Source organism: Saccharothrix ecbatanensis, assembly GCF_014205015.1.
Lineage (GTDB): Bacteria > Actinomycetota > Actinomycetes > Mycobacteriales > Pseudonocardiaceae > Actinosynnema > Actinosynnema ecbatanense.
Map to the genome: position 1 here is coordinate 5,565,456 of NZ_JACHMO010000001.1, position 22,761 is coordinate 5,588,216.

General features: G+C 74.6%; 10 protein-coding genes. All 10 read right to left on the bottom strand.

Annotation, left to right across the window (positions count from 1 at the left end; genetic code table 11):
- Window position 1: 1 nt before the first annotated feature.
- Window positions 2-712 (bottom strand): thioesterase II family protein, encoded by a 711-nt coding sequence (locus F4560_RS23415; protein ID WP_184923201.1) that lies wholly within the window; start codon window positions 710-712, stop codon window positions 2-4.
- Window positions 709-1,962 carry an MFS transporter gene (locus tag F4560_RS23420; RefSeq protein ID WP_184923204.1) on the bottom strand — a complete coding sequence of 418 codons (1,254 nt, stop codon included), beginning with the start codon at window positions 1,960-1,962 and terminating at the stop codon, window positions 709-711. Before F4560_RS23420 ends, F4560_RS23415 begins: the two co-directional genes overlap by 4 nt.
- The gene (locus F4560_RS46820; protein ID WP_184923206.1) at window positions 1,959-5,735 is read right to left on the bottom strand and encodes a non-ribosomal peptide synthetase; all 3,777 of its coding nucleotides are present in this window, start codon (window positions 5,733-5,735) and stop codon (window positions 1,959-1,961) included. The genes F4560_RS23420 and F4560_RS46820 overlap by 4 nt, the downstream gene beginning before the upstream one ends.
- On the bottom strand, window positions 5,725-14,298 hold the full coding sequence (locus F4560_RS23430) for a non-ribosomal peptide synthetase (RefSeq protein WP_184923208.1): 8,574 nt from the start codon (window positions 14,296-14,298) through the stop codon (window positions 5,725-5,727). Before F4560_RS23430 ends, F4560_RS46820 begins: the two co-directional genes overlap by 11 nt.
- 92 nt (window positions 14,299-14,390) lie before the next feature.
- Window positions 14,391-16,121 (bottom strand): class I SAM-dependent methyltransferase, encoded by a 1,731-nt coding sequence (locus F4560_RS23435; protein ID WP_184923210.1) that lies wholly within the window; start codon window positions 16,119-16,121, stop codon window positions 14,391-14,393.
- Window positions 16,114-18,351: an AMP-binding protein gene (locus F4560_RS23440; protein WP_184923212.1), complete on the bottom strand. Its 2,238-nt coding sequence runs from the start codon at window positions 18,349-18,351 to the stop codon at window positions 16,114-16,116. The genes F4560_RS23435 and F4560_RS23440 overlap by 8 nt, the downstream gene beginning before the upstream one ends.
- A gap of 15 nt (window positions 18,352-18,366) precedes the next feature.
- Window positions 18,367-19,641 (bottom strand): lysine N(6)-hydroxylase/L-ornithine N(5)-oxygenase family protein, encoded by a 1,275-nt coding sequence (locus F4560_RS23445; RefSeq protein ID WP_184923214.1) that lies wholly within the window; start codon window positions 19,639-19,641, stop codon window positions 18,367-18,369.
- 1 nt (window position 19,642) lies between these two features.
- On the bottom strand, window positions 19,643-20,764 hold the full coding sequence (locus F4560_RS23450) for an SAM-dependent methyltransferase (protein ID WP_184923216.1): 1,122 nt from the start codon (window positions 20,762-20,764) through the stop codon (window positions 19,643-19,645).
- Window positions 20,761-21,666, bottom strand: a complete 906-nt coding sequence (locus tag F4560_RS23455) for an acyl-CoA dehydrogenase family protein (protein WP_184923218.1) — start codon at window positions 21,664-21,666, stop codon at window positions 20,761-20,763. Before F4560_RS23455 ends, F4560_RS23450 begins: the two co-directional genes overlap by 4 nt.
- A complete protein-coding gene (locus F4560_RS23460) occupies window positions 21,666-22,760 on the bottom strand; it encodes an acyl-CoA dehydrogenase family protein (protein ID WP_184923220.1) in 1,095 nt (364 codons plus the stop codon). Before F4560_RS23460 ends, F4560_RS23455 begins: the two co-directional genes overlap by 1 nt.
- Between the last annotated feature and the right edge of the window lies 1 nt (window position 22,761).

Below are 22,761 nucleotides of genomic sequence, written 5' to 3' on the forward strand. Positions count from 1 at the left end.
GTCACCGGGCGACGCGCGCCGTCAGCTCCGCGACGACCGCCGGCCCGGAGTTCTGGAAGAAGTAGTGGTCTCCGGGAACGGTGACCACGTCGGCGGTGGCGGTGTAGTCCGACCACGGCACGGAGGGTGTGGGGTCCTCCGTGCCGTAGAACGACAGGATCGGGCAGGCGAGGCGGATATCGGGCGCGGCCCAGCGCGCGGCCAGGTCGATGTCCGCCCGCAGCACCGGCACCGAGATGTCCACCAGCTCGTCCAGCGTGTCCTCGTCGGTGACGCCGAGCGCCACCAGCAGGTCGCGGATGAACTCGCGGTCGTCCTCCTCGGACGCCTCGAAGGTGGGGACGGTGCCGCCCGGCGGCGGCGCCTGGCAGGCGGCCGTGACCAGGAGTGCCGGCGGCACCCTGGTCGCGGTCTCCAGCGCCCACAGCGCCCCGATGCTGTGCCCGGCGAACACCACCGGCCGGTCGACGCCCGCCAGCGCGGCGGCCACCTCGTCGGCGACGCGGCCGGGTTCCTCGAACACGGGCTCACCGAAGCGCGCGCCGCGACCGGGCAGGCAGACCGCGCTCAGCCGCCAGGTCGGCGGCACCAGGTCGCGCCACGCCACGACCGCGCTGGGGCCGGCGCCCGCACCCGGGAACACGACCAGCTCCAGCTCCGGCTCGTCCGGGCCGGCCAACCGCACCAGGACGTCCTCGTTCACACCGATCACGGCTGCGCCACCTTCTCCGCGACGACGGTGCCACTGAGGTCCTGACCGCCGCGGAAAGCGGGCAGCGCGACCACGATGCCGACGACGGCGATCACCGTCGCGACCACGAACCCGGTGAGCGATCCACTCACGCCGGCGACCACGCCGCCGAGCGTGAGCCCGATGGCGGACCCCGCGGTGTTGCCCGCTCCGCCCCAGCTCTGCGACTCCGCCCAGGCCTCGGGCGGGCTGAGCCGGTCGAGCAGCTGGCTGGTCAGGCTCAGCAGCGGCACCACGAACAACCCGGCCAGCACCAGGACGACCCCGGTCACCACGTAGTTCGGCCGGGTGATGAGCACCGCGAGGATGCCGAAGTGCGCCACGGACAGCAGCACGAACTGCACGCTCAGCTTCGCGTTCCAGCGCACCGCGGCGAAGACCAGGCCGCCCACCAGGCTGCCGACGCCGAGCAGCGACAGCGCGATGCCGACCGGCGTGATCGAGTCGCCGCGCTCGACGGTCAGCTGGATGAGACCGGCCTCCACCACGCCGAGCGGGATGGCGCACAGCACGATCGACGGCACGAACCACGCGACCGCGCGACCGGGCACGACGCGCTTGCGGCGGCCCTTCCTGCCCCCGTGCTCATCGGCCTCGTCGGTGGCGCCGGTCCGGAACCAGGTGGGATCGGTGGTGTACAGGAAGAAGGCGGTGCCGAGGAGCACGCAGACCGCGCTGGCCCCGAACACGACCGACGGACCGGCCGCGACGACACCCCACGCGGCGAGCGCCGGTCCGATGATGAAGATGAACTCCAACGTGGTCGCGTCCAGGCTGAACGCGGCGTTGAGGTCGCCGGCCGGCGTGCCGTTCTTCAGCACGAGCCGGGTCATGGCCGACAGCGCGGGGATGGTGAACCCCACCGCGACGGCCAGTGCGATCAGCACCCCGGAGGGCAGCCGGTCGGTCGCGGTCACGAAGCTCAGCACGGCCAGGGTCAGCACCTGCGCCACGGCGAACCAGCGGACCACGACTTTCTTGTCGTACCGGTCGAGCATGCGGCCCTGCACGGGCGCGCCGACCGCGGTGCTGACGGCGGCGGTCGCCGTCACCACGCCCGCGAGCTGGAGCGAACCGGTCGCCTTCTGCACGCCGAACAGCAGCGCCTCGAACACCATGCCCAGCGGCAGCCGCGCGAGGAACGACCACAGCAGGACCGGCCTGATCCGGGGGTTGTCCACCACGATCCGCACCGGAAGAGGGGCTTTCATTCGGTTCTGCTCTCCTCGGTCGTGGGGCGGATCAGCGCTACCAGGCCAGCGGGGGTCGACGCCTCGAACGGCGCACGCATCGGCAACCGTACTGCAAACAGCTTGTTCAGCCGGGCCATCAGCATCGTGGCGGACAGCGAATGGCCGCCTTGGTCCAGGAAGTCGTCGGTGAGCCGCACATCGGGCACGCCCAGCACCTCGCGCCACACCTCCGCCACCCGCCGTTCGGTTTCGGTGCGCGGCAACGGGCCGGACGGCTTCACGTCGGTCCACTGTGGACTCTTGAGCGCGGCGTGGTCGAGCTTCCCGTTCGGCGACAACGGCATCGCGTCAAGCGTGAAGAACCGGGACGGGACCATGTACGACGGCAGGTGCTCGGCCGCCGTGGCGCGCAGCTCGCCGTGGTCGGCGTCGCCGACGACGTACGCCGCCAGGTGCCGGCGCGCGGGGTCGTCGCCCGCGACGACGACGGCGACCTGCCGCACCCCGGGGTGACGGCCCAGCACGGCCTCCACCTCGCCCAGCTCGATGCGGTACCCGCGCAGCTTGACCTGGCGGTCCAGCCGGCCCAGCAGCTCGAACCGCCCGTCCGGGCGCAGCCGGGCGAGGTCGCCCGTCCGGTACAACCGGCCGGCGCCGCCGACCACGTCCTCCGCGAAGCGTTGCGCCGTCAGCTCGGGTCGTCCCAGGTAGCCGCGCGCGACACCGCCGCCCGCGACGCACAGCTCCCCCGTCACGCCCGGCGGCGCCGGCTGCGAGCGCCCGTCGACCACGTAGCAGCTGGTGTTGGCCAGCGGCACGCCGATCGTGACGACGGGGTCCGCGGGGTCGACGCGGTCGCACGTCGACCAGACCGTGGTCTCGGTCGGGCCGTAGATGTTCCACAGCGTCCCCACCCGCGCCGCGAGCCGGGCGGCGAGCGCGTCGGTCAGCGGCTCGCCGCCGCAGAGCGCGCGCATCGAAGGGCTGCCGGGCCACCCGGCGTCGAGGAGGTTCTGCCAGGACGACGGCGTCGCCTGCATCACCGTCGCACCGGAGGTCCCGATCAGGTCCCGCAGGCGGTCCGGGTCCCCTGCCACGCCCGTCTCGGCCAGGACCAGGCACGCGCCGGCGACCAGCGGTGCGAACAGCTCGAAGATGGACATGTCGAACGAGAACCGCGCCGCCGCCAGCACCACGTCGTCACCGGTCAGGCCGATGTGCGCGATCAGCGGGACGACGAGGTTGGCCAGGTTGCGGTGCTCGACCGCGACGCCCTTCGGCTCACCGGTCGAACCGCTGGTGTGGATCACGTACGCCAGGTCGTCCGGCGCGGGAGTCGCGGCGGGCGGCGCCGCGGTCGGCGAGATGGTCGGCGCGGCGGGCGGCGCGGCGGGCGGCGAGGTGGTCGGCGCCGCGGTCGGCGAGGCGGTCGGCGAGGTGGCGTCGACCAGCACCGCCACCGGGGTCGGGACGCGGTCCCGCAGGTCGGCCGACGTCACCGCGGAGCGGATGCCGGCGTTGGCGACGAGCCGGGCCATCCGGGCCGCGGGGAGGTCGGGGTCGAGCGGCGCGTACCCGGCGCCCGCCCGCAGGATCGCCAGGATCGCGACCACCGCCGACACCGACCGGTCCAGGCACAGGCCGACCAGCGCGCCCGCCTCGACCCCGGCCGCGACCAGCCGTGCGGCCAGGTCGTCGGCGGCGGCGTCCAGCTCCCCGTAGGTCAGGGTCTCCGTGCCGCAGCGGACGGCCGGGCGGTCCGGGGTCCGGGCGGCGGTGGCCGCGATCAGCGGCACGACACCGTCCGCGGGGATCGGCACGACCGGTCCGCGCCCGGCACGCAGCACCACCTCCCGCTCAGCGGCGGGGAGCAGGTCGGCCCCGGACACCGGGCGGTCCGGCGCGGCGAGCAGCGAGTCGAGCAGCACGGTCAGCCGCGCGGCCGGTCCTTCGACCGCGGCCGGGTCGAACCGGTCGGCGTCGTAGGTCCACTCGAACCGCGGCCGCTCGTCGAGCACGAGCGCGATCACGACGTCCGCGTCGTCCCCTGCGCACCCGGCCTCGGTGGTGACCGCGACGCCGAAGCCGGCGCCGTGACGCGCGTCGGTCAGCGCCGCGACGGTGCGGCCGACCGCGTCGCGGAACGTCGGGTCGTCGTCGAGGCGTGGTCGGACCGCGCGCGGTCGTCCGCCGTCCACCAGCGCGCCCACCACGGGGTTCGGCCCGCCGTCGTGACGCGCCACCAGCACGCCCACGGCCGTTAGCACCACGGCGAGGAGTGGCACGTCACCGGCGGGGGACGGCGCGTCACCGGCAAGGGACGGCACGTCACCGGCAAGGGACGGCACGTCACCGGCAAGAGGTGGCACGTCACCGGCAAGAGGTGGCACGTCACCGGCGAGGTCCCGCAGCGCCGCCACGGCGGTCGGTCCGATCGGCTCGTCGTGGCGGTGTCGCGGCCCGCCGCGGACGTCACGCGTGGGCGGGAAGCCCGCAGGCTCGTCGGCGGGCGTGTCGGTGAGCAGCGACTCGGCGAGCACGTCCGCGAACCCCCGGGCGATGTCGGCGGCCTCCGCCGCCGAGCACAGGTCCGTCGCGTACTCCAGAACCGCGTCCGCCCCCGCCGCCTCCGCGTCGACGATGAAGGTCAGGTCGAGGTCGGAGGTGCGCTGCGCGGGCCGCGGCAGGAACCGAACCTCGACACCCGGCAGCGCCAGCGAACCGGCCAGTCCCCGCTGGGTGATCAGCATGACCTGGCACAACGGCGAGTGCGACGGGTCGCGCCGGGGCGCGAGCGCGGACACCACCCGGTCGAACGGCACCCGACCGCGGTCCAGCGCGTCGAACGTCACGTCCCTCGCCCGCCGCACGGCCTCGTCGAACGGCACGGCGGCGTCGACGCGGGGTCGCAGCAGCACGGTGTTGATCATGGGACCGACCGCGGTCTCGTCGGCCAAGCTCGCCCGACCGCCGGCGGGCGTGCCGACGACGAGGTCCGCGCTGCCGGTCGTGCGGGCCCAGAACCGCGCCAGGGCGGCCAGCAGCACGGCGAAGCGGGAGGCGCGGGACCGCACGGCGACCTCGTCCAACGCCGCCGCGACCCGTCCGTCGATCGGGATCGGGACCTGGTCGATCGCGTACGTCCGGCGGGGCGGGCGGCGCGGCGCGCCCGGCAGCGGCACGGGGTCGGGCGCGCCGGCCAGCACGTCGCGCCAGTGCGCGACCTCGGCGTCCGCCTCGGCCGTGCCGCCCCACCTCTCCTCCTCGGCCACGGCCTCCCGGTACTGCCGGGCCGCCGGCGCCGCGTCAGGCTCGGCGTACCGCTCGCCGATCTCCCGCAGCACCACGTGCAGCGACCATGCGTCCACGGCGACGTGGTGCGCGGCGAGCAGGAACAGCCACCGCCGCGGCTCCAGCCGGACCAGCCGCACGCCGAACACCGGTCCGGTGACCAGGTCGAACGGCCGGGTGTCGTTGTCCTCCAGGAGCACCCGCACCGCCGCGTCGAGGTCGATCCCCCGCTCGTCGCACAGGTCGAGGTACTCCAGCCCCGCGCGCCGGTCCGCGATCCGTTGGTGCAGCAGGCCGTCGACCTCGTCGAACGTCGTGCGCAGGGCCTCGTGCCGGGCCACCACGGCGGCGACGGCCGCGTCGAGCCGGTCCACGTCCACGTCGCCGTGCAGCTCGAACGCCACCGGGAGCGTGAGCGCGCCCGGGTGGTCGGCCAGCTCGTGCAGCAGCCGGAACCGCTTCTGCGCCGACGACGCCGGGATCACCACGTCACCTGCCACCGTCGGTCTCCTCGATCGACTCCGCGAGCGACACGTCCGCCGGCACCAGGGCGGCGGGCAGCCGGTCGACCAGGGCGGCCCGCAGCTCGTCGCGCAGCCCCGCCTCGACCGCCGGCGGGAACAGCACGGTCCGGCCGGCGGTGGGCCGGTGGGTCCGCGGCAGCGGGTCGGCCAGCGCGTAGTGGTCCGCCTCGGGCAGGAACGACACGTCGTACGCGCCGGTGGGGTCGGCCGACGCCCAGCTCACCCGCACGTGCCAGTCGTGCCGCCCGCCGAGCCGCCACAACGCCTGCGGGTCGAGCCCCGGAGCCGTGTCGTCCTCCGACCGCACGCCGCACGCGCGCAGCACGTGGGCGGCCTCGGCCAACCGGGCGTTGCGCACGCCCCGCAGCCCGAACGCCCGGCGCGGTCCGGTCAGCCGCCGTTCGACGGCGCGTGACGTCGCGCCCTCGCCCGGTTCCCACTCGATGTCGCCGTCGGGCAGCGCGCACCCCAGGTGCAGCACGGCGTCGTAGCGGAACAGCGTCATCTCGTTGGGGAACTCGCCACGCCGGGGCGCGATCTCCACCGCCGTGAACCGCCGCCACCGCGCACCGAACCCGGCCAGGTGCGCGGGCGACACGGCCAGCTCCCCGTCCACCCGCAGCTCTCGCGCGGCCAGCCGGGACACCGCCTCGGGCGTGACGTCGGGACCACCGCGGAGGTGGTGCTTGAGGTGGGCTGCGGCTTCCAGCAGCTCGGCGTTGCGCAGGTCGCCGAGGAACAGGTGCCCGCCCGGCGCCAGCACCCGGACGGACGCCGCGACGACCTCGTCCAGGTACCGCGTGGACGGGAAGTGCCGCGCCACCGAGTTGACCACCACGAGGTCGTAGCCGGTGCCGGCGTCCGCGAGGGCGGCGAGCGCGTCGGCCCGGACGACCTCGACGACGGCGCCGGAGGGCTTCAGCGCGGCGGCGACCTCGGCGAGCTCCGCCGTGGCGGCGGTGGAGACGTCCGTCGCCCGGTAGTGCTCGACGTGCCCGTCCTCCACCAGCGCGCGCAGGACCAGTCCGGTTCCCGCGCCGAGTTCCAGCACCCGGGTCGGTCGCAGCGCGCGGAGCCGGTCGACGGTCCCCTCCACCCAGTCCCGCAGCTGCGGCTCGGGCAACGGCTCGTCGGTGACGCCGCCGTCGAGCCGCGACCGCGGCGCCTCGGCGTGGTCGTCTTCCCCTGGCACGACGGTGGCGACGAAACGGTCGTCCCGCGTGGTGACCACGGCGGCCCGGACGCGCGGGTGCGCGGCCAGCGCGGCCTCGACCTCCGCCGGGTCCGCGAGGCGGCCTCCCACCAGCGTGCGCCGGTCCGCGCGGCCGACCAGCTCGACCACGCCGTCGGCGGTGAACCGGCCGAGGTCCCCGGTGCGGCACAGGCGGTCCCCGAGGTCCGGGGCGAACGGGTCGGGGACGAACCGGTCCGACGCGCCGACGTGGCCGACGATCCGGTGCCCGCCGAGGTGGACCTCGCCGACCACACCGGGCGGAACGGGCCGGCCCGCCGCGTCCAGCACGCGGACCACGCGGCCCGGTCGCGGCCTGCCCGCCACGGGAGTGGCGCTGTCGGACAGCCGACAGGTCAGCGCGTCGGCACCGCCCTCGGGCGTGCCGTAGAGCATCCACGCCTCGCGGACGCCCGCGGCCCGAGCCACGCCGCGCCACACGTCGACGGGCACGGTCCCGCCTTCCAGGAGCACCACGACGCGGGCGTCGTCGAACGCGCCGACGTCGAGCAACCGCCGCGCCTGCGGCACGGTCAGTCGGACCACGTCGACCGCACGGCCCGCCACCGCGGCCGGGACGTCCGACACGACGCGCAGCTCGTGCCCGGCGGCCAGCCACGCCAGCTGTTCCCACAGCCCTTCGCCGGTCGCGGTGAGGGCCACGCGCCGCCGGCCCGTCGCGGCCTGGAGGTGCGGCGACCGCAGCAGGTCCGACAGCGCGCCGTGCGACAGGACCAGGCCGGCGGGTCCGTGCGCCGTGCCGGGAGTGAAGACGACCGCGGCGGCGTCCCCCGGCGCCGGGGACGACAGGTCGCCCGACGCGGCGGCGGCCTGGTCGAGCGGTAAGCCCCGGACGTGCGGCACGGTCGTCGCGGCGTCATCGCAGAGGACCACGTCCACGTCGGCGCCCAGGGCGTCGAGCAGGAGCCGTTGCCTGGCCGGCGGGTCCTCGGGGTCGAGCGGCACGACCACCGCTCCCGCGCCCAGCGCACCGAGCAGCCCCGCGACGGCCAGGCCCGACGGCGCGGCGGCGACCGCCACGTGCCGGCGCCCGCCCACGGCGGCGGCGACGGACCCGGCGGCGTCGGCCAGTTCGGCGTACGTCCACGACCGGTGCGCGTCGACTACCGCCGTCACGTCCGGCATCGTCTCGGCACGGCGGCGGAAGGCGTCGACCAGCGTGTCGGCGGGCTCGGCCGCCTGCCGGCCCTCGCCGAGCGCCGCCAACGACTCCACGTCGGCGTCCACGACCAGCGGCAGCTCCGAGACCGGGGCCTCGGCGTCGTCCACCGCGGCGGCCACGAGGGTGGTGAAGAGCTCCGCGAGCCGTTGGGCGTCCTCGGCGGAGAACACCGACTCGGCGCAGTAGAACGAGCCCCGCAGCCCTTCGCCGTCGCGGAACAGGTCGAGGTTGAGGTCGAACCGGGGCGCGTCGGTGTCGGTGTCCAGCGCCGTCACGTCAAGGCCCGGCAGGTCGAACGTGCCGTCGGCGGGCTCCTCGAACAGCTGGCACGCCACCTGCACGAGCGGCGGCACGCCCGGCACGCGGTCCGGGTTCGCCGCCTCCACCAACCGCTCGAACGGGAGGTCCTGGTGCGCGAACCCGCCCAGCAGGGCGTCCCGCGCGCCGGCGACCACGTCGATGAACGCGGGGTCGTCGCGCAGGTCGCCGCGCACGGCGAGCAGGTTCACGAAGAACCCGACCAGGTTCTCCACCTCGGGCGCGGTGCGGCCCGCGACCGGCACGCCGACGAGCAGGTCGCGCTGCCCGCTCAGCCGCGACACCAGCACCTGGAACGCCGCCAGCACCGCCATGAACAGCGTGCCGCCGACCTCGCGCGCCAGCTCGCGCAGGCCCGCCGTCAGCTCCGGCGACAGCACGACCTCCACCGTGGTGCTGCGCCGTGACGCGGTCCGCTCCCCCGGCGCGAGCCGGTCGAGCACCACCGGCGCGCCCGCGATGTGGTCGAGCCAGTACGTCAGCTGCCGTCGCAGAGCCGGTCCGCGCAACGCCTCCCGCTGCCACACGGCGAAGTCGCCGTACTGCACCGGCAACGGCTCGGACGGCACCGGCTCGCCGGTCGTCAGCGCCCGGTAGGTCGCGGCGATCTCGTCCAGCATCAGGGTGACGGACCAGCCGTCGCACACGATGTGGTGCATGCTCAGCGCGAGCACGTGCTCCTCGTGGCCGAGGCGCAGCACCTCGGCGTGGAACAGCGGACCTCGCTCCAGGTCGTAGGTCCGACCCATGACGCGGGCCGTGAACGCCTTGATCGCGTCGTCGGCGGTCGGCGCGCAGACCGTGACCTCGACGGCTCCGGGCCGGCGCGGCTCCACCACCTGCGCGGGTTCGCCGTCGACCACGGGGAACCGCGTGCGCAGCGACTCGTGCCGGTCGACCAGGTTCTCCACCGCCGTGGTCAGCGCGGCCACGTCGAGCGGGCCGCGCAGCCGGTACATCTCGCCCATGTTGTACGCGGTCGAGTCGGGTTCGAGCTCGGCCAGCAGCCACAGGCGCAGCTGCGCCGACGACAGCGGGCGCGGGCCGGGCGCGTCGACCTTGGCGATCGGCGTCGGCGCGGTCTTCGCCGAGGCGCTGACGACGGCGGCGAACCGCTCGATCGTGGGGTTGTCGAACAGCGCCCGCACGGACACCGCCGCGCCGAACAGCTCACGGGTCCGCGCGACGACCTTGCCCGCGCTCAGGGAGTGCCCGCCGAGCTTGAAGAAGTCGTCGGTCCGGCCGACGCGCGGCAGGTCGAGCACGCCCGCCACGACCGCCGCGACGACCTGCTCCGCACCCGACCGGGGAGCGGCGTGCACGTCGAGGTCGTCCCGCGCCGCGGTGGGCAGCGCCGCCAGGTCGACCTTGCCGCTCGCCAGCCTCGGCAGCTCGTCGACCAGGATGAACGCCCTGGGCAGCATGTACTCCGGCAGCCGCGACAGCACGAGCATCCGCAGGTCCTCCGCGCCGGGCCGCGTCCCCGCCGAGGGCACGACGTGGGCGAGCAGTTCGGCGCCCTCTCCCCGGACGTCGCGGAAGCTCACCACGACGTCGACCACGTCCGGGTGGGCGGCGATGACGGACTCCACCTCGCCCAGCTCCACCCGGTACCCGCGCACCTTCACCTGGTGGTCGGAGCGGCCCAGGAACTCGACGGCGCCGCCCGGCCCGACCCGGCCGAGGTCGCCCGTGCGGTACATCCGCGCGCCGGGCTCGGCCGCGAACGGGTCGGGCACGAACTTGTCGGCGGTCAGGCCGGGGCGGCCGAGGTACCCGCGCGCCAGGTGGCGTCCGGCGAGGAAGATCTCCCCGACCGCGCCCTCCGGCACCGGGTCGCCGCTGCGGTCGAGCAGGTAGACCGCCGTGTTGTCGATCGGCGTGCCGATGAGCGGGGTGTCGCTGTCGCGCAGCCGCCAGGTCAACGCGTCCACGGTGCACTCGGTGGGGCCGTAGAAGTTCCAGGCGTCCACGCCGTCCTCGGCCGCGAGCCGCTGCCACAGCGCGGGCCGGATCGCCTCACCGCCCATGATCAACGTCGTCGGCCGGTGCCCGTCGCGGTCGAGCAGGCCGAGGTCGACCAGCTGCGCCATCTGCGACTGCGGGACGTCCAGCACGTCGATCCGGCGTTCCCGCACGAACCGCAGCAGACCTTCGGAGTCGCGGCGCGTGACCTCGTCCACCACGTGCAGCTCATGCCCCCCGACCAGCCACAACAGCTGGTCCACGGCGGCGTCGAACGCGAACGACGCGGTCAGCGCCACGCGCCGGGACCCGGCCTCGCCGAAGTGCGTGCGGCGGTGCGCGTCGAGCAGGTTCACCAGCGACCCGTGTTCGAGCAGCACGCCCTTCGGCACGCCGGTCGAGCCGGACGTGAACAGCACGAACGCCAGGTCGCCCGCCCGCACCGCCGGTCCGGGCGCGCCGACCGGGCCGGCGACGGCCTCGTCCAGCGCGATCCGCCGCAGCCCCAACGGCTCCAGCGACGCCGCCGACGCGTCGTCGCACAGCACGACGGACACCCCGGCGGTCTCGACCACCGACCGGACCCGGCGGATCGGGTCGGACAGCTCCAGCGGGACGACGGCGGCTCCGGCGCCGAGCACCCCCAGCTCGGCCGCCACCACCAGCCGGGTCCGCCTGCCCGCCACGGCGACCAGCGGGCCCGCGTCGGCGACGGCCGCCGTGACGGCGTCGGCGGCACGGGCCAGCTCGGCGAACGTCCACGCGCCGTCGGCGTCGGCCACCGCCACCACGTCGGGCGTCCGCGCGCACCGCCGCCGGAACTCGTCCACCAGCGACGCGTCACGCGCCGCGGTGGCCCTGCCGAACAGCAGGCCGCCCGCCGAGTCGTGCCCGGACGCGGGAAGCTGCGAGACGCGGCGCGCCGGGTCGCGCAGCACCTCCGCGACGAGGCGCAGGAACGTGGCGACGATCCGGTCGGCCTCGGCGGAGGTGAACACCGACTCGCTGAACGTCATCAGGCCGCGCAGGCGGTCGCCGTCGCGGTACAGGTCCATGGCGAGCGGCAGGTCGGCGTTGAGCACGCCGGGGGTGTCGAGCACCGGCGTCGCGGTCGTGTCGCCGAGCCGGAAGCCGAGGCCGGTCTCGTCCTCGAACACCTGGAAGGCCACCTGCACCAGCGGTTGCACGCCGGCCTCGCGCTCGGGGGCGACCGCCTCGACCAGCCGCTCGAACGGCAGGTCCTGGTGCGCGAACCCGTCGAGCACCACCTTGCGCACGGCGCCGAGGAGGTCGGTGAACACCGGGTCTTCACGGAGGTCCGCCCGCAGCGCCAGCATGTTGACGAAGAAGCCGACGACCCCCTCGACCTGCGCGGCGGTCCGACCGGCCACCGGCATGCCGACGAGCAGGTCGCGCTGACCGGTCACCCGGGACAGCATCACCTCGAACACCGCCAGCAACGTCATGTACAGCGTGCCGCCGGTCTCGCGGGACAGCGCCCGCAGCCCGGCCACGACGTCGGCGGGCAGCTCGAACTCGACGAAACCCTCGATGCCGCCGCGCTCGTCCACCGCCCGCCGGGGACGCAGGGCGTCGATCACGGTGGGCGCGCCCGCGATCGCGTCACGCCAGTGGGCGAGCTGGTCGGCGATGCCCGCGCCCAGCTCGGCGTGCTGCCAGACCGAGTAGTCGCGGTACCGCACCGGCAGCGGCGGCAGCTCGTGCCCCGCGTACAGCCCTGCCAGCTCGTCCAGCACCAGGCCGATCGACCAGCCGTCGCTGACGATGTGGTGCATGCCCAGCGCCAGCACCAGGTTCTCGTCGTCGAACCGCAGGACGTCGACACGGAACAGCGGCCCGCGCGCCAGGTCGAACGGCCGGGCGAGCACGTCGAGCGCGAACGCCCGCGCGGCGGCGTCGAGGTCGGCGGTGGGCGGTGCGTCGACCACCGCCACGCGGCCCTGCCACACGTCGTCCACGAGCTGCACGGGCGCGCCGTCGACCACGGCGAACCGGGTGCGCAGCGACTCGTGGCGGGCCACCAACCCGGCCACGGCCCCGGCCAGCCGGTCGAGGTCGAGCGGACCGGAGAGCCGGGACACCTCGCCGAGGTTGTAGGCGGTGCTCGCGGGGTCCAGCTCCTGCACGAACCACAACCGCTGCTGGGCGAACGACATCGGCGCGGGACCGTCGCCCGCCACCACGTCCAACGGCTTGCGCGGCGTGCCCCGCAGGTCCGACAGCAGCGCGGAGAACCGCTCGACCGTCGGGTGGTCGAACAGCGACCGCACGGTCACCCGCACGTCCAGCACGTCCCTGATCCGCGAGATCAGCCTGGTCGCGGGCAGGGAGTGGCCGCCGAGCGCGAAGAAGTCGTCCTGCCGCCCGATCCGGTCCACGCCGAGCACGTCGGCCATCAGCTCGGCCACCAGCTGCTCGACGCCGGGCCGGGGCGCTTCGAACCGCGTCACTGCGGTGTCCGCGGCTTCCGTCGTGTCGGTGGTGGTGGACGCGCGCACCAGGTCCGCCGGCACGTCGAGCCGGGACACCGGGGCGTCCGGATCGGCCAGCACCTGCGCGGCCAGCGACGTGAACACCTCGGCGAAGCGGGCCGCGTACCCGTCGTCGAACACGGCGCTGTCGTAGTTCAGGCGACCGGCCAGCCCGTCACCGTCGCGGAAGAAGTCCAGCGACAGCGCGAACGGCACGGCCCGCCCGAGCACCTGCAGCTGCGTCGCGCGCACTCCCGCCAGGTCCAGCTCGTACCGGAAGTCGCCGTCGAACAGCTGGAAGATCACCTGCACGAGCGGCGCGACGCCCGCCCGGCGGGCCGGGTTGACCTCCTTGACGACCTCTTCGAGCGGCACGTCCTGGTGCCCGAAACCGGCCAGCAGCGTCTCCCGCACGGACCGGAGCAGGTCGGCGAACGTCGGGTCGTCGCGCAGGTCCGCGCGCAGCGGCAGGGTGTTGACGAACAGGCCGATCAGCGGCTCGACCTCCGGGACCGGCCGGCCCAGCACCGGCACGCCCACGATCAGGTCGTCCGCGCCGCTCACCCGCGCCAGCAACGCCTCGTACACCGCGAGGAGCGTCATGAACAGCGTGGTGCCGGCCTCGCGCGACGCCTTCCGCAGCGCCGCGGTCAGCTCGGTGGGCACGGTGAACTCGTGCAGCCGCCCGACCGGCTCCACGCCGGGCCGCCTGGCGCACAACGGGTCCACGGCGTGCGGCACGCCGTCGAGGTGCCGGACCCAGTAGGCCGCCTGGTCCCGGATCTCCTCCGCGTACACGTCCTCCTGCTGCCAGCGGGCGTAGTCGCGGTACCGGACCGGCAGCGGCTCCAGCACGGGCTCCCGCCCCTCCACCTCCGCCCGGTACGCCTCGGCGACCTCGTCCAGCAGGATCGTCAGCGACCAGCCGTCGCCGACCGCGTGGTGCAGCCCGAACACCAGCAGGTGGTCGGACTCGTCGAACCGCAGCACCTCCACCCGGAACAGCACGCCGCCCGCCAGGTCGAACGGCCGGGCGATCACGCGTTCGGCGAACTCGTGCGCGGCCGCGTCCCGGTCGGGCGCCGGACCCGCGTCCACGACCTCGACCCGGCCACCCCAGACGTCGTCCACGACCTGGCGCGGCTCGCCGTCCACCACGGTGAACCGCGTGCGCAGCGGCTCGTGTCGGGCGGTCAGCCGCTCGACGGCGGCGGTGAGCGCGGCGACGTCGAGGGCGCCCGTCAGCCGGAACGCCTCACCGTCGTTGTACGCCGGGGAGTCCGGGTCCATCTGCTGGATGAACCACAGTCCCCGCTGCCCGTGGGTGACGGGAAAGGTGTCGCTGGACATGGTGCGGCGATCCATCTCTGTCGGTGGGGACCTCGGTCGGACACGGTCGGGCGGGGTGTTCGGGGTGTTCGGGGTGAGGCAGGCGCCCGGGGTCAGGACAGGTGCTCGGCGAGCACGCGCGGCGTCCGGTGCTCGAAGAGGTCCCTGATCGACAGGGTCACCCCTCGTTGGCGCAGGTCGCGCACGCACATGGCCGCGGTGAACGACTCGCCGCCGAGCGCGAAGAAGTTGTCGTCCGGCCCGCACGGCTTGCCCAGGCGCTTGGCGAACACCTCGCGGATCACGTCGAGCGCCGACGCCTCGGCGTTCTCCGACTCCGCGCGCACGGCGGTCGCGTCGGCCCTGGGTCGCGGCAGCGCGGTCACGTCGACCACACCGCCGCTGCGCGGCAGGTCCGTCACCCACACCACGTCGACCGGCACCAGCACGGCGGGCAGCCGTTGCGCCAGGCCGCCGCGCACGCGGTCGGTGAACACGGCCGCCACACCGGGCGGGTAGACCTCCGCGACCACCGGTTCGGCCGACACCGGGTCCGCGAACCGGAAGTGCGTGGCGGCGGCGAGCGCGGGCGGCAGCAGCGTCACGTCGAACGCGCCGTCCGGGTCGCCGTCCGCCCAGCTCACCCGCGCCAGCCAACCGTGGCGCTCGGCCAGCCGCCACAGCACCTCCGGGTCGACACCGGGGCCGGTCCCGGCGGCACGGCCGGCGGGCGTGAACCCGTGCCGGTCGCGGGCGGCCAGCGCCTCGTCCAGCCGACCGTTGCGCACGGCCCGGTAGCCGAACGGCTCGGAGCCGGCGAGCAGGCGGCGTTCCAGCGCCGAGAGCTGGAGGTCCGCGCCCGGTTCGGGCACGACCCGCTCCGGGGTGTCGGCGCAGTCGACGTGCAGCACGGCGTCGTAGCGGAACAGCGGCATCTCGGTGGTCGACTCGCCGCGCCGCGGCGCTATCTCGACGCGCGTCACCCGCGGCGCGCGGGCGGGCGCCGCGGCCAGCCACGCCGGGTCGACGCTCAGCTCGCCGTCGTGGTTGCGGTCGTGCCGGATCGCCTCCCGCACGTCGTCCGCCTCGCTGCGCAGCTCGTGCTTCAGGGCGAAGAACGCGTCGGCCACGGCCTCGTTGCGCAGGTCGCCCAGCACGACGTGGCCGCCGGGCCGCACCACGGCGAGCGCGGCGTCCAACGCCTCCGTCAGGTAGTGCAGCGAAGGGAAGTACTGGACGACGGAGTTGAGCACCACGACGTCGTACTCGCCGTCGGCGACGCGGGTCGCGTCCACCGCGTCCGCTTCCGCCACCACCAGCTTCGTGGTCGCGCCGGCGTGCCGCAGCTCGTCGGCGAGCTGGTCGAGCACCGTGATGGCGGACGCGGAGAAGTCCGTCGCCACGTAGGTGTCGATGGTCCCCGACGACACGAGCGGCCGGACCAGCAGACCGGTTCCCGCGCCGATCTCCAGCACCCGCTTCGGCGCGAGCGCGGCGATGCGGGCGACCGTCGTGTCGACCCACTCCGCCATCTGCGCCGGCGCGATCGGCTTGCCGGTGAAGCTGTCGTTCCAGCCGGTGGTCGCAGCCGCCGGCGTCAGGTCGTCGCCGATGGACCCGTAGGTCTCGTCGAACACCGCCCGCCACGAGTCGACGGCGGCGGCCCGCGCCTCGGAGACGTCGGCGGACCGCTCGGGCGCCGCGTACGCCACCAGGCGCCCGTCGACCGCCGTCACCGCCGCCTCGCGCACCAGCGGGTCGGCCAGCAGCTCCGCGGTCACCTTCGTGGCGTCCACCCGGACGCCCTTCACCACGATCGCGTGGTCCACCCCGCGCTCAGCCATGCCGGCCCACCGCGTTCGACCGCTGGTCGATGCGCTCGGCGACCTGCCGGACCACGGCCTCGCGGTCGATCTTCCCGCTCGACGTGAGCGGCAGCTCCGGCAGGACGTGCAGCGACACCGGCACGGACACCGCCGGCAGCACCTCGCGCAACGCGTCGAGCAGCGCGGCGACGTCCAGCGGCGGCAGGCCCGGCTCGGCGGTCACGGCCGCGTGCAGGCTGCGGGTGCCCTCGGACAGCTCCACGACGACGCAGATCGCCTCGGCGACGCCCGGCTGTTCGAGCAGGCACGCGTCGACTTCCAGCAGGTTCACCCGCGTGCCGCGGATCTTCACGTCGTGGTCGAGCCTGCTCAGGTACTGCACGACGTCCCCGTCGAGCCGCACCAGGTCACCGGTGCGGAAGGCCCGGGTGTGCCCCTGCGGCGTGGGCGGGATGGTGATGTACCGCCGAGCGTTCAGCTCCGGCTGGTTCAGGTAGCCCAGGGCCAGCGGCGCGCCCGCCACCAGCAGCTCGCCGATCGTGTTGTCGTCCGGCTCGACCGGGTCGATCAGCAGCTCGCAGCCGGGCAGCGGGCCGCCGATCGGCGGCTGCGACGGCCACTGCGACGGTGGTCCGGTCAGCGTGTGCGCGGTGACCATCGCCGACTCGCTCTGCCCGTAGTGGTTGTCGAGGCGGCAGTCGGCGAGCCGGGTGAAGAACTCCCGGATCGGCGGCGAGCAGACGATCTGCTCCCCGGCCGTGTTGACCTCGCGGAGCGCCAGGTGCGCCAACGACTTCTCCGACGCGGCGGCGACCGACAGCATGTGCAGACCCAGGTACGGCAGGAACAGCCGCTCGATCCGGTTGTCCGCCAGCCAGTCCAGCAACTCGAACGGGTCGGAGCGCAGCCGCTCGGGCACGATCACGAGCGTCCCACCGCCCGCCAGCGTGCCCAGGATCTCCTGGAAGCACACGTCGAAGTTGAGCGGCGCGAACTGGGCGGTGCGCGGGTCCGGGCGACGCGAGTGGCCGCGCTGCCACTCGACCATGTTGTCGACGCAGCTGTGCGGCAGGGCGACGCCCTTGGGCCGGCCCGTGGAGCCGGACGTGTAGATGACGTAGACGGGCAGGTCCGCCGAGCACGCGACGACGGGCCACGCCGAGGGGTCCGGCGCGTGGCCGGGGCGCGGCTCGGGGATGGCGACGACGGCCGCGCCGGTCGTGACCTCCGGCGCCGCCCCGACGTGCAGCAGCACCTTGGGCGCGCTGTCGGACAGCATGTGCGCCAACCGCCGCGCCGGGTACTCGGAGTCCAGCGGCACGTACGTCGCGCCGACGCTCAGCACGCCGAGCATCGCGGCGACCACCTCGGCGCTGCGCGGACCGGCGACGGCGACCCGGTCGCCCGCCGCCACGCCGCGGTCGCGCAGCAGGCCGGCGATATCGCCCGCCCAGCCGAGCAGTTCCGCGTAGGTCAGCTCCCGCTCGTCGTCCACGACGGCGACCTCGTCCGGGCGCTGCTTCGCGGTGTCCACGAGGGACTCCAGGAGGCAGGGCGGGTCGGCCGCGCCTCCCCACACCGAGGGCCGTTCCACATCCACCGACGCGGCGGTGCCAAGACCGAACTCGCGCATGATCCTCCCTACGTCGCGGCGTACCCCCGAGTCGGCGGCCTCGAACCGGGCGATGATCCGGTCCTGCTGCTCTGGGGTCTGGCCCTGGCTGAGCTTGAACATCGCGTCGACGTGCTCGACCCGCAGCTGGAACGCGCCGACGGCGCGGCCGATCGAGCGGAAGTAGTCCAAAGAGGACTCGGGGTTCCACCCGACGCCGAAGTCGTTCTCGTACGCCAGCACGGTGCCGCGCACGACTTCCAGCGTCCCGTCGAGGTCTTCGATACGCCGCAGCGTGCCGACGACGTGCACGGTGACGAAGTTCCACGTCGGCGCGGCGGGTTCGGTGTGGTAGTCGACCGGGGTGACGTACCCGTGCGGGCCGGCGAAGACGAGCTTCGCCGTCATGTCGTCCTCCAGCCAGCGCCAGTGCGGGTTGGCCCGGTTCAGGTGGCCGAGCAACGTCGTGCCGACCACGTCACCGCTCTGCGGCGAGCCCGGCGCGAAGATCACCGGCACGTGGGTGGCCTGCGGAACCCTCGGTCCCGGCGTCACCAGCGTGGCCAGCGGGTGGTTGCGCATGACGAACCGCGTCCACGCGTGTTCCCGGCTCTGGTACTGCTTGGGCACGTACATCGCACACCTCCTGTGTCAGGCGAGCCGGTCGAGGACGGAATGGGTGATCTCGCCGGCGCGGACGGCGGTGGTGGACAGCAAGCCGGCCGAGATGCCGTGCGTGTGCTCGGAACCGCCGCCGTGGACGTAGATCCCGCACCGGGTGGCGCCCGAGGTCAGCACGCGGTAGTCCCGCTCCAGCAGCAGCCTGCCGTCCGCGTCGCGCTTGCAGTCGCCGCCGAGGTCGCCGAGCAGCGCCAGCGGGTCGACCGGCCGGTAGCCGGTGGCGAAGACCGCGGCGTCGGCGTCGAGCACGTCCACGGCGCCCGTGGGCAGGTGCTCGACCGACAGCCGCACGCCCTGCGCGTGCTCCTCGACGTCACGCAGACGTGCCGCGTTGACGACCCGCAGCCGCTCCCGCCCGCGCACCTTCTCCTGGTAGTGCCTGCGGAACAGCTCGGTGCTCAGCTCCGCGTCGACCACCGAGTAGTTGGTGTTGGCGTGGTAGCGCAGCAACAAGTCCTTCACCCCGGGCGGCGCGGCGTGGAACGTGTCCACCGCCTCCGGGTCGAAGATCCGGTTGGCGAACGGGTTGTCGTCGGCGGAGCTGTAGCCGTACCGGGAGAACACCGCGCACACCTCGGCGTCGGTGAACTCGCGGTGCAGGAAGTCGACGACCTCGGCGGCGCTCTGACCCGCTCCGATCACGGCGAGCCGGCGGGGGCGTCGTGCGCGCAGGCCCTCGACGGCGCCGAGCAGCCCGTCGCTGTGCAGCACGCGGTCGGAGGGCACGACACCGGGCGGCAGGTGCGGGGCCAGGCCCGCGCCGATCACGACGTTGCGGGCGCGGTGGATCCGCACACCCCCGTCGGTGCGCACGGCGACCTCGACGTACTCGTCCGCCTCGCCCACCGCGACCACGCGCAACCCCTCCACGGTGGCCCCGTAATGCACGGGGACGCGCACCTTGGCCGCCGCCCACTCCAGGTACGCGTGGAACTCCGTGCGGTACGGGTGCAGCATCTTGCTGTTGATGAAGTCCGTCAGCCGGCCTACCTCGTGCAGGTACGCGACGAAGCTGTAGGTGCTCGCCGGGTTCCGCATGGTCACGAGGTCCTTCAGGAACGAGACCTGCATCGTGGCGCCGTCGAGCAGCATGTCCCGGTGCCACCCGAACTCCGGCTGCCGCTCGAAGAACGCCACCCGGGACAGGCCCGCGTCCTCCAGCGCGATCGCCAGCGCCAGGTTCGAGGGGCCGAACCCGCACCCGACGACGTCGAGCACCGGTTCGGTTTCTTCCTTCGTCGTCACGTCAACGTCCCCTGCTGCCGCGTCGCGCGGCCGTCGGCTCGGACTCGAACAGGGCGCGGTGCAGGCGCGAGGCGCGGAACGGCCCGCCCGCGTACCGGGAGTCGGCGGCCAGCGGCGTACGGCCGCCGTCGGCGCGGACCAGGGCGCCGGTGAACGCGTAGTCGGGGTGGATGTCGTCCGCGACGGTCTCGGCCCGGCACTCCAGGTCGATCACGTCCCCGTCCGCGAGGTCGAACGCCTCGGCGAACGGCACGTAGACGGGCAGCCAGTTCGTGACGGTGTCGAGGCTGTCCAGCACGGGCTGCCCCGGCGCGCAGCGCATGTTCAGCCACAGCAGCAGGCCGTCCACGCGGCCCGGTCCGAGCGCGTCGAGCCGGACGGACGGGAAGTCGGCCACGCCCTCGTCCAGGCGCAGGTCCTCGACCAGGGCGTCGGTGGTGCGCAGCGCGGAGCGGTCCACGTTGCCGACGCAGAACCTCAGGTCGAAGAACCCGCCCGCGGCGTCCAGCAGCCGTTCCACGTAGTCGACGTACTCGGGCCGGACGCCGTACCGGCCGCCCAGCAGGTCGTCCAGGCACACCGCCGCCGCCCGCGTGCCCACCGCGGCCGGCACGGTCGCCGCACCGGGCTTCAGGTGCCGGCGGCGCGCGTCGGCGAGCACCGCGTCGATGCCCTCCGCGCCGCCGATGTTGCCGACCAGCTCGGCGATGCACAGGTCGGCGGGCTCGGGCAGGGACAACGTCGTCGCCTCGCCGCCGAACACCCGGATGTCGTGGGCGGTGGTGCTCGCGAGGTCGGCGGCCCGTGCGGCGCTGTCCTCGTTGACGTCGGCGGCGAACACGCGTGCCGCGCCCGCCTCGGCTGCGCACAGCGTCCACAGCAGGTCCGGGCCGCACCCCAGTTCGACCACGGTCGCCCCAGGGGCCTCCTGCGCGATGGCGTCGCGGAAGAGCTTGTTGCGCGGCTCGTCCTCCAGCATCACGTGGTAGAGGTAGTCGTCGTAGACGGGGTACTCGCCCACCGACGGCCAGAGGTAGGGCGCGTCGCGGTCGAGGTCGGCGAGCACGCGCACCCTTGTCCGCTCACCGCCGACGGTGACGTTCCGCCAGTCCTGCCCGCTCATGCGGCCACCCCTTCCACGCCGTGTCGTTCGTCCGCCGCAGCCCGCCACAGGACCGACGGCGGTCCCCACACGTCGACCGCGCCGTAGGCGGCCCGGTAGACCGCGCCGACCGCGGGGTCGGACGTTCCCGCGGCCCCGTGCAGCTGCACTACGGCGTGCGCGGCCGTGATGGCGGCTTCCACCGCGGTCGCCAGCGCGGTGCGCGATAGGTGGCGGTCCACGCCCGCGTCGAGGGCGCAGGCCGCCTCCCACACCTCCACCCTGGCCAGCTCGACGGCGATCGCCGCACGGGCCAGGCGGTGTGCCGAGGCCTGCCGCTCGACGAGTGGCCGGCCGCCCAGCAGACGGGTCGCCACGCGGTCCGCCGCCAGCTCCACCGCCCGCCGCGCCACGCCGACGTGGTACGCCGCGCCGCGAACCCGGTCCCGGTGAAGTGCCGCGTCGACCACGTCGGCCGACACGGGTGAAGTGTCCACTTCGGACTCTCCGGTTGCCGGTTCCCACCGCCGGTTCCCGTCCGCCACGTCCACCACGACCTCCGGTCGCGGCCCGTCGTGCGGCGCCGGGCCGAGCGGCACGACCCGGCCCGCGTCCACGGCGGGCGTCCGCCGGCGCAGCTCCGCCACGGCAGCCGAGTCCGGCGCCCACAGGTCGAGCACGACGTGCGCGCCCCGGACGAACCGGCCGTCGCACAACCGCGCGCCCAGTTCCTCGTGCACCAGGCACAGGTCGGCGTGCCCGAGCCCGAGGCCGCCCTGGTCCGCGGGCAGCGCCAGCTCGACCAGCCCCGTGGCGGCGAGCTTCTTCCACACCGCGTGCGGGTCGTCCGGCACGACGTCGGCGAGCTGGTCGCGGACGAGCCCGCGCAGCTCCCGCTGTGCCGGCCCGAGGGTGATGTCCATCAGGCGCTCCCGGTGCACTGGTCGACGGCGATCAGGTCCAGCTGCAGTTCGACGGCGCCGCCGGAGATCGACAGCTCGGGCGCCTCGGCGAGGGCGTGCCGCACGACCCGCAGCCGGTCGCCGTCGGCCCCGCCGGTCAGCTCGGTGGCGGCCCACCGGGCCACGCCCTGCGCCGCCTCGCCGCAGGCGAGCTTCGAGTAGGCGGAGGCCACCTCGTCCATGTCGAACCCGTCGGCGGTGTTGACCGCGCGGAACGCCAAGGCGCGCGCGTTCGCCACCGCCCGCTCGTGGCGCAGGAGGTCCACCCGAAGGCGTGCCCGCTCGGCCGGCGGAGCGGCGTCGACCAGCTCCCCGGCCGTGCGCAGCCACCGCTGGGCACGGCTGAGGTAGTCGAAACCCGCGCGCTCGAACCCGATCGCCCGGATCAGCAGCGGCCAGCCCTGGTGCTCCGGGCCGATCAGCGCGTCCCGGCCGACGCGGACCCCGTCCAGCACGACGGTGTAGTACGGCTCACCGGCTTCCCGCCGCACCGGCCGGAGCGCGACGCCCGGCGCGTCGAACGGGACCAGCAGGAAGCTGATGCCGTCGTAGCGGTCCCGCCCGGCTCGGGTGCGGACCGAGACCAGCCCGAAGTCCGACCAGTCGGCGTAGAGGTTCCACGCCTTCCGGCCCGTGACGACGTAGCCGTCGCCGTCCGGGACGGCGGTGGTCTCGATGGCGGTCAGGTCGCTGCCCGCGTTGGGCTCGGACAGCAGCAGGCTCGCGAACGCCCGGCCGGCGGCGACGCGCGGCAGCCACCGGCGGCGCTGCTCCTCGGTGCCCGCGGTGAGCAGCGAGCAGCCCACGCCCTGCACCGTCACGAGGTGGACCTCGTCCGGCAGCCCGGCCAGGCCCATCCGCTCGGCGACCGCGGCGTGGTCGGTCAACCGCAGGCCCCGGCCGCCGTACTCCTCCGGGTAGTGCACGGCCACCAGCCGCCGATCGCCCAGCAGGGCGAACAGCTCACGCCGCGACGCGCCGGGGCCCGCGTCCGCGAAGACCCGGTCGACCTCGTCGAGCAGCCCGCGGGTGACCTCGTCCGGGGTGAACCGCACC

Excerpts from the sequence above, each read along its gene's own strand:
- F4560_RS23455 (WP_184923218.1), bottom strand. The coding sequence starts at position 21,666 with ATGGACATCACCCTCGGGCCGGCACAGCGGGAGCTGCGCGGGCTCGTC.
- F4560_RS23420 (WP_184923204.1), bottom strand. The coding sequence starts at position 1,962 with ATGAAAGCCCCTCTTCCGGTGCGGATCGTGGTGGACAACCCCCGGATC.
- F4560_RS23440 (WP_184923212.1), bottom strand. The coding sequence starts at position 18,351 with ATGTACGTGCCCAAGCAGTACCAGAGCCGGGAACACGCGTGGACGCGG.
- F4560_RS23430 (WP_184923208.1), bottom strand. The coding sequence starts at position 14,298 with ATGTCCAGCGACACCTTTCCCGTCACCCACGGGCAGCGGGGACTGTGG.
- F4560_RS23450 (WP_184923216.1), bottom strand. The coding sequence starts at position 20,764 with ATGAGCGGGCAGGACTGGCGGAACGTCACCGTCGGCGGTGAGCGGACA.
- F4560_RS23435 (WP_184923210.1), bottom strand. The coding sequence starts at position 16,121 with ATGGCTGAGCGCGGGGTGGACCACGCGATCGTGGTGAAGGGCGTCCGG.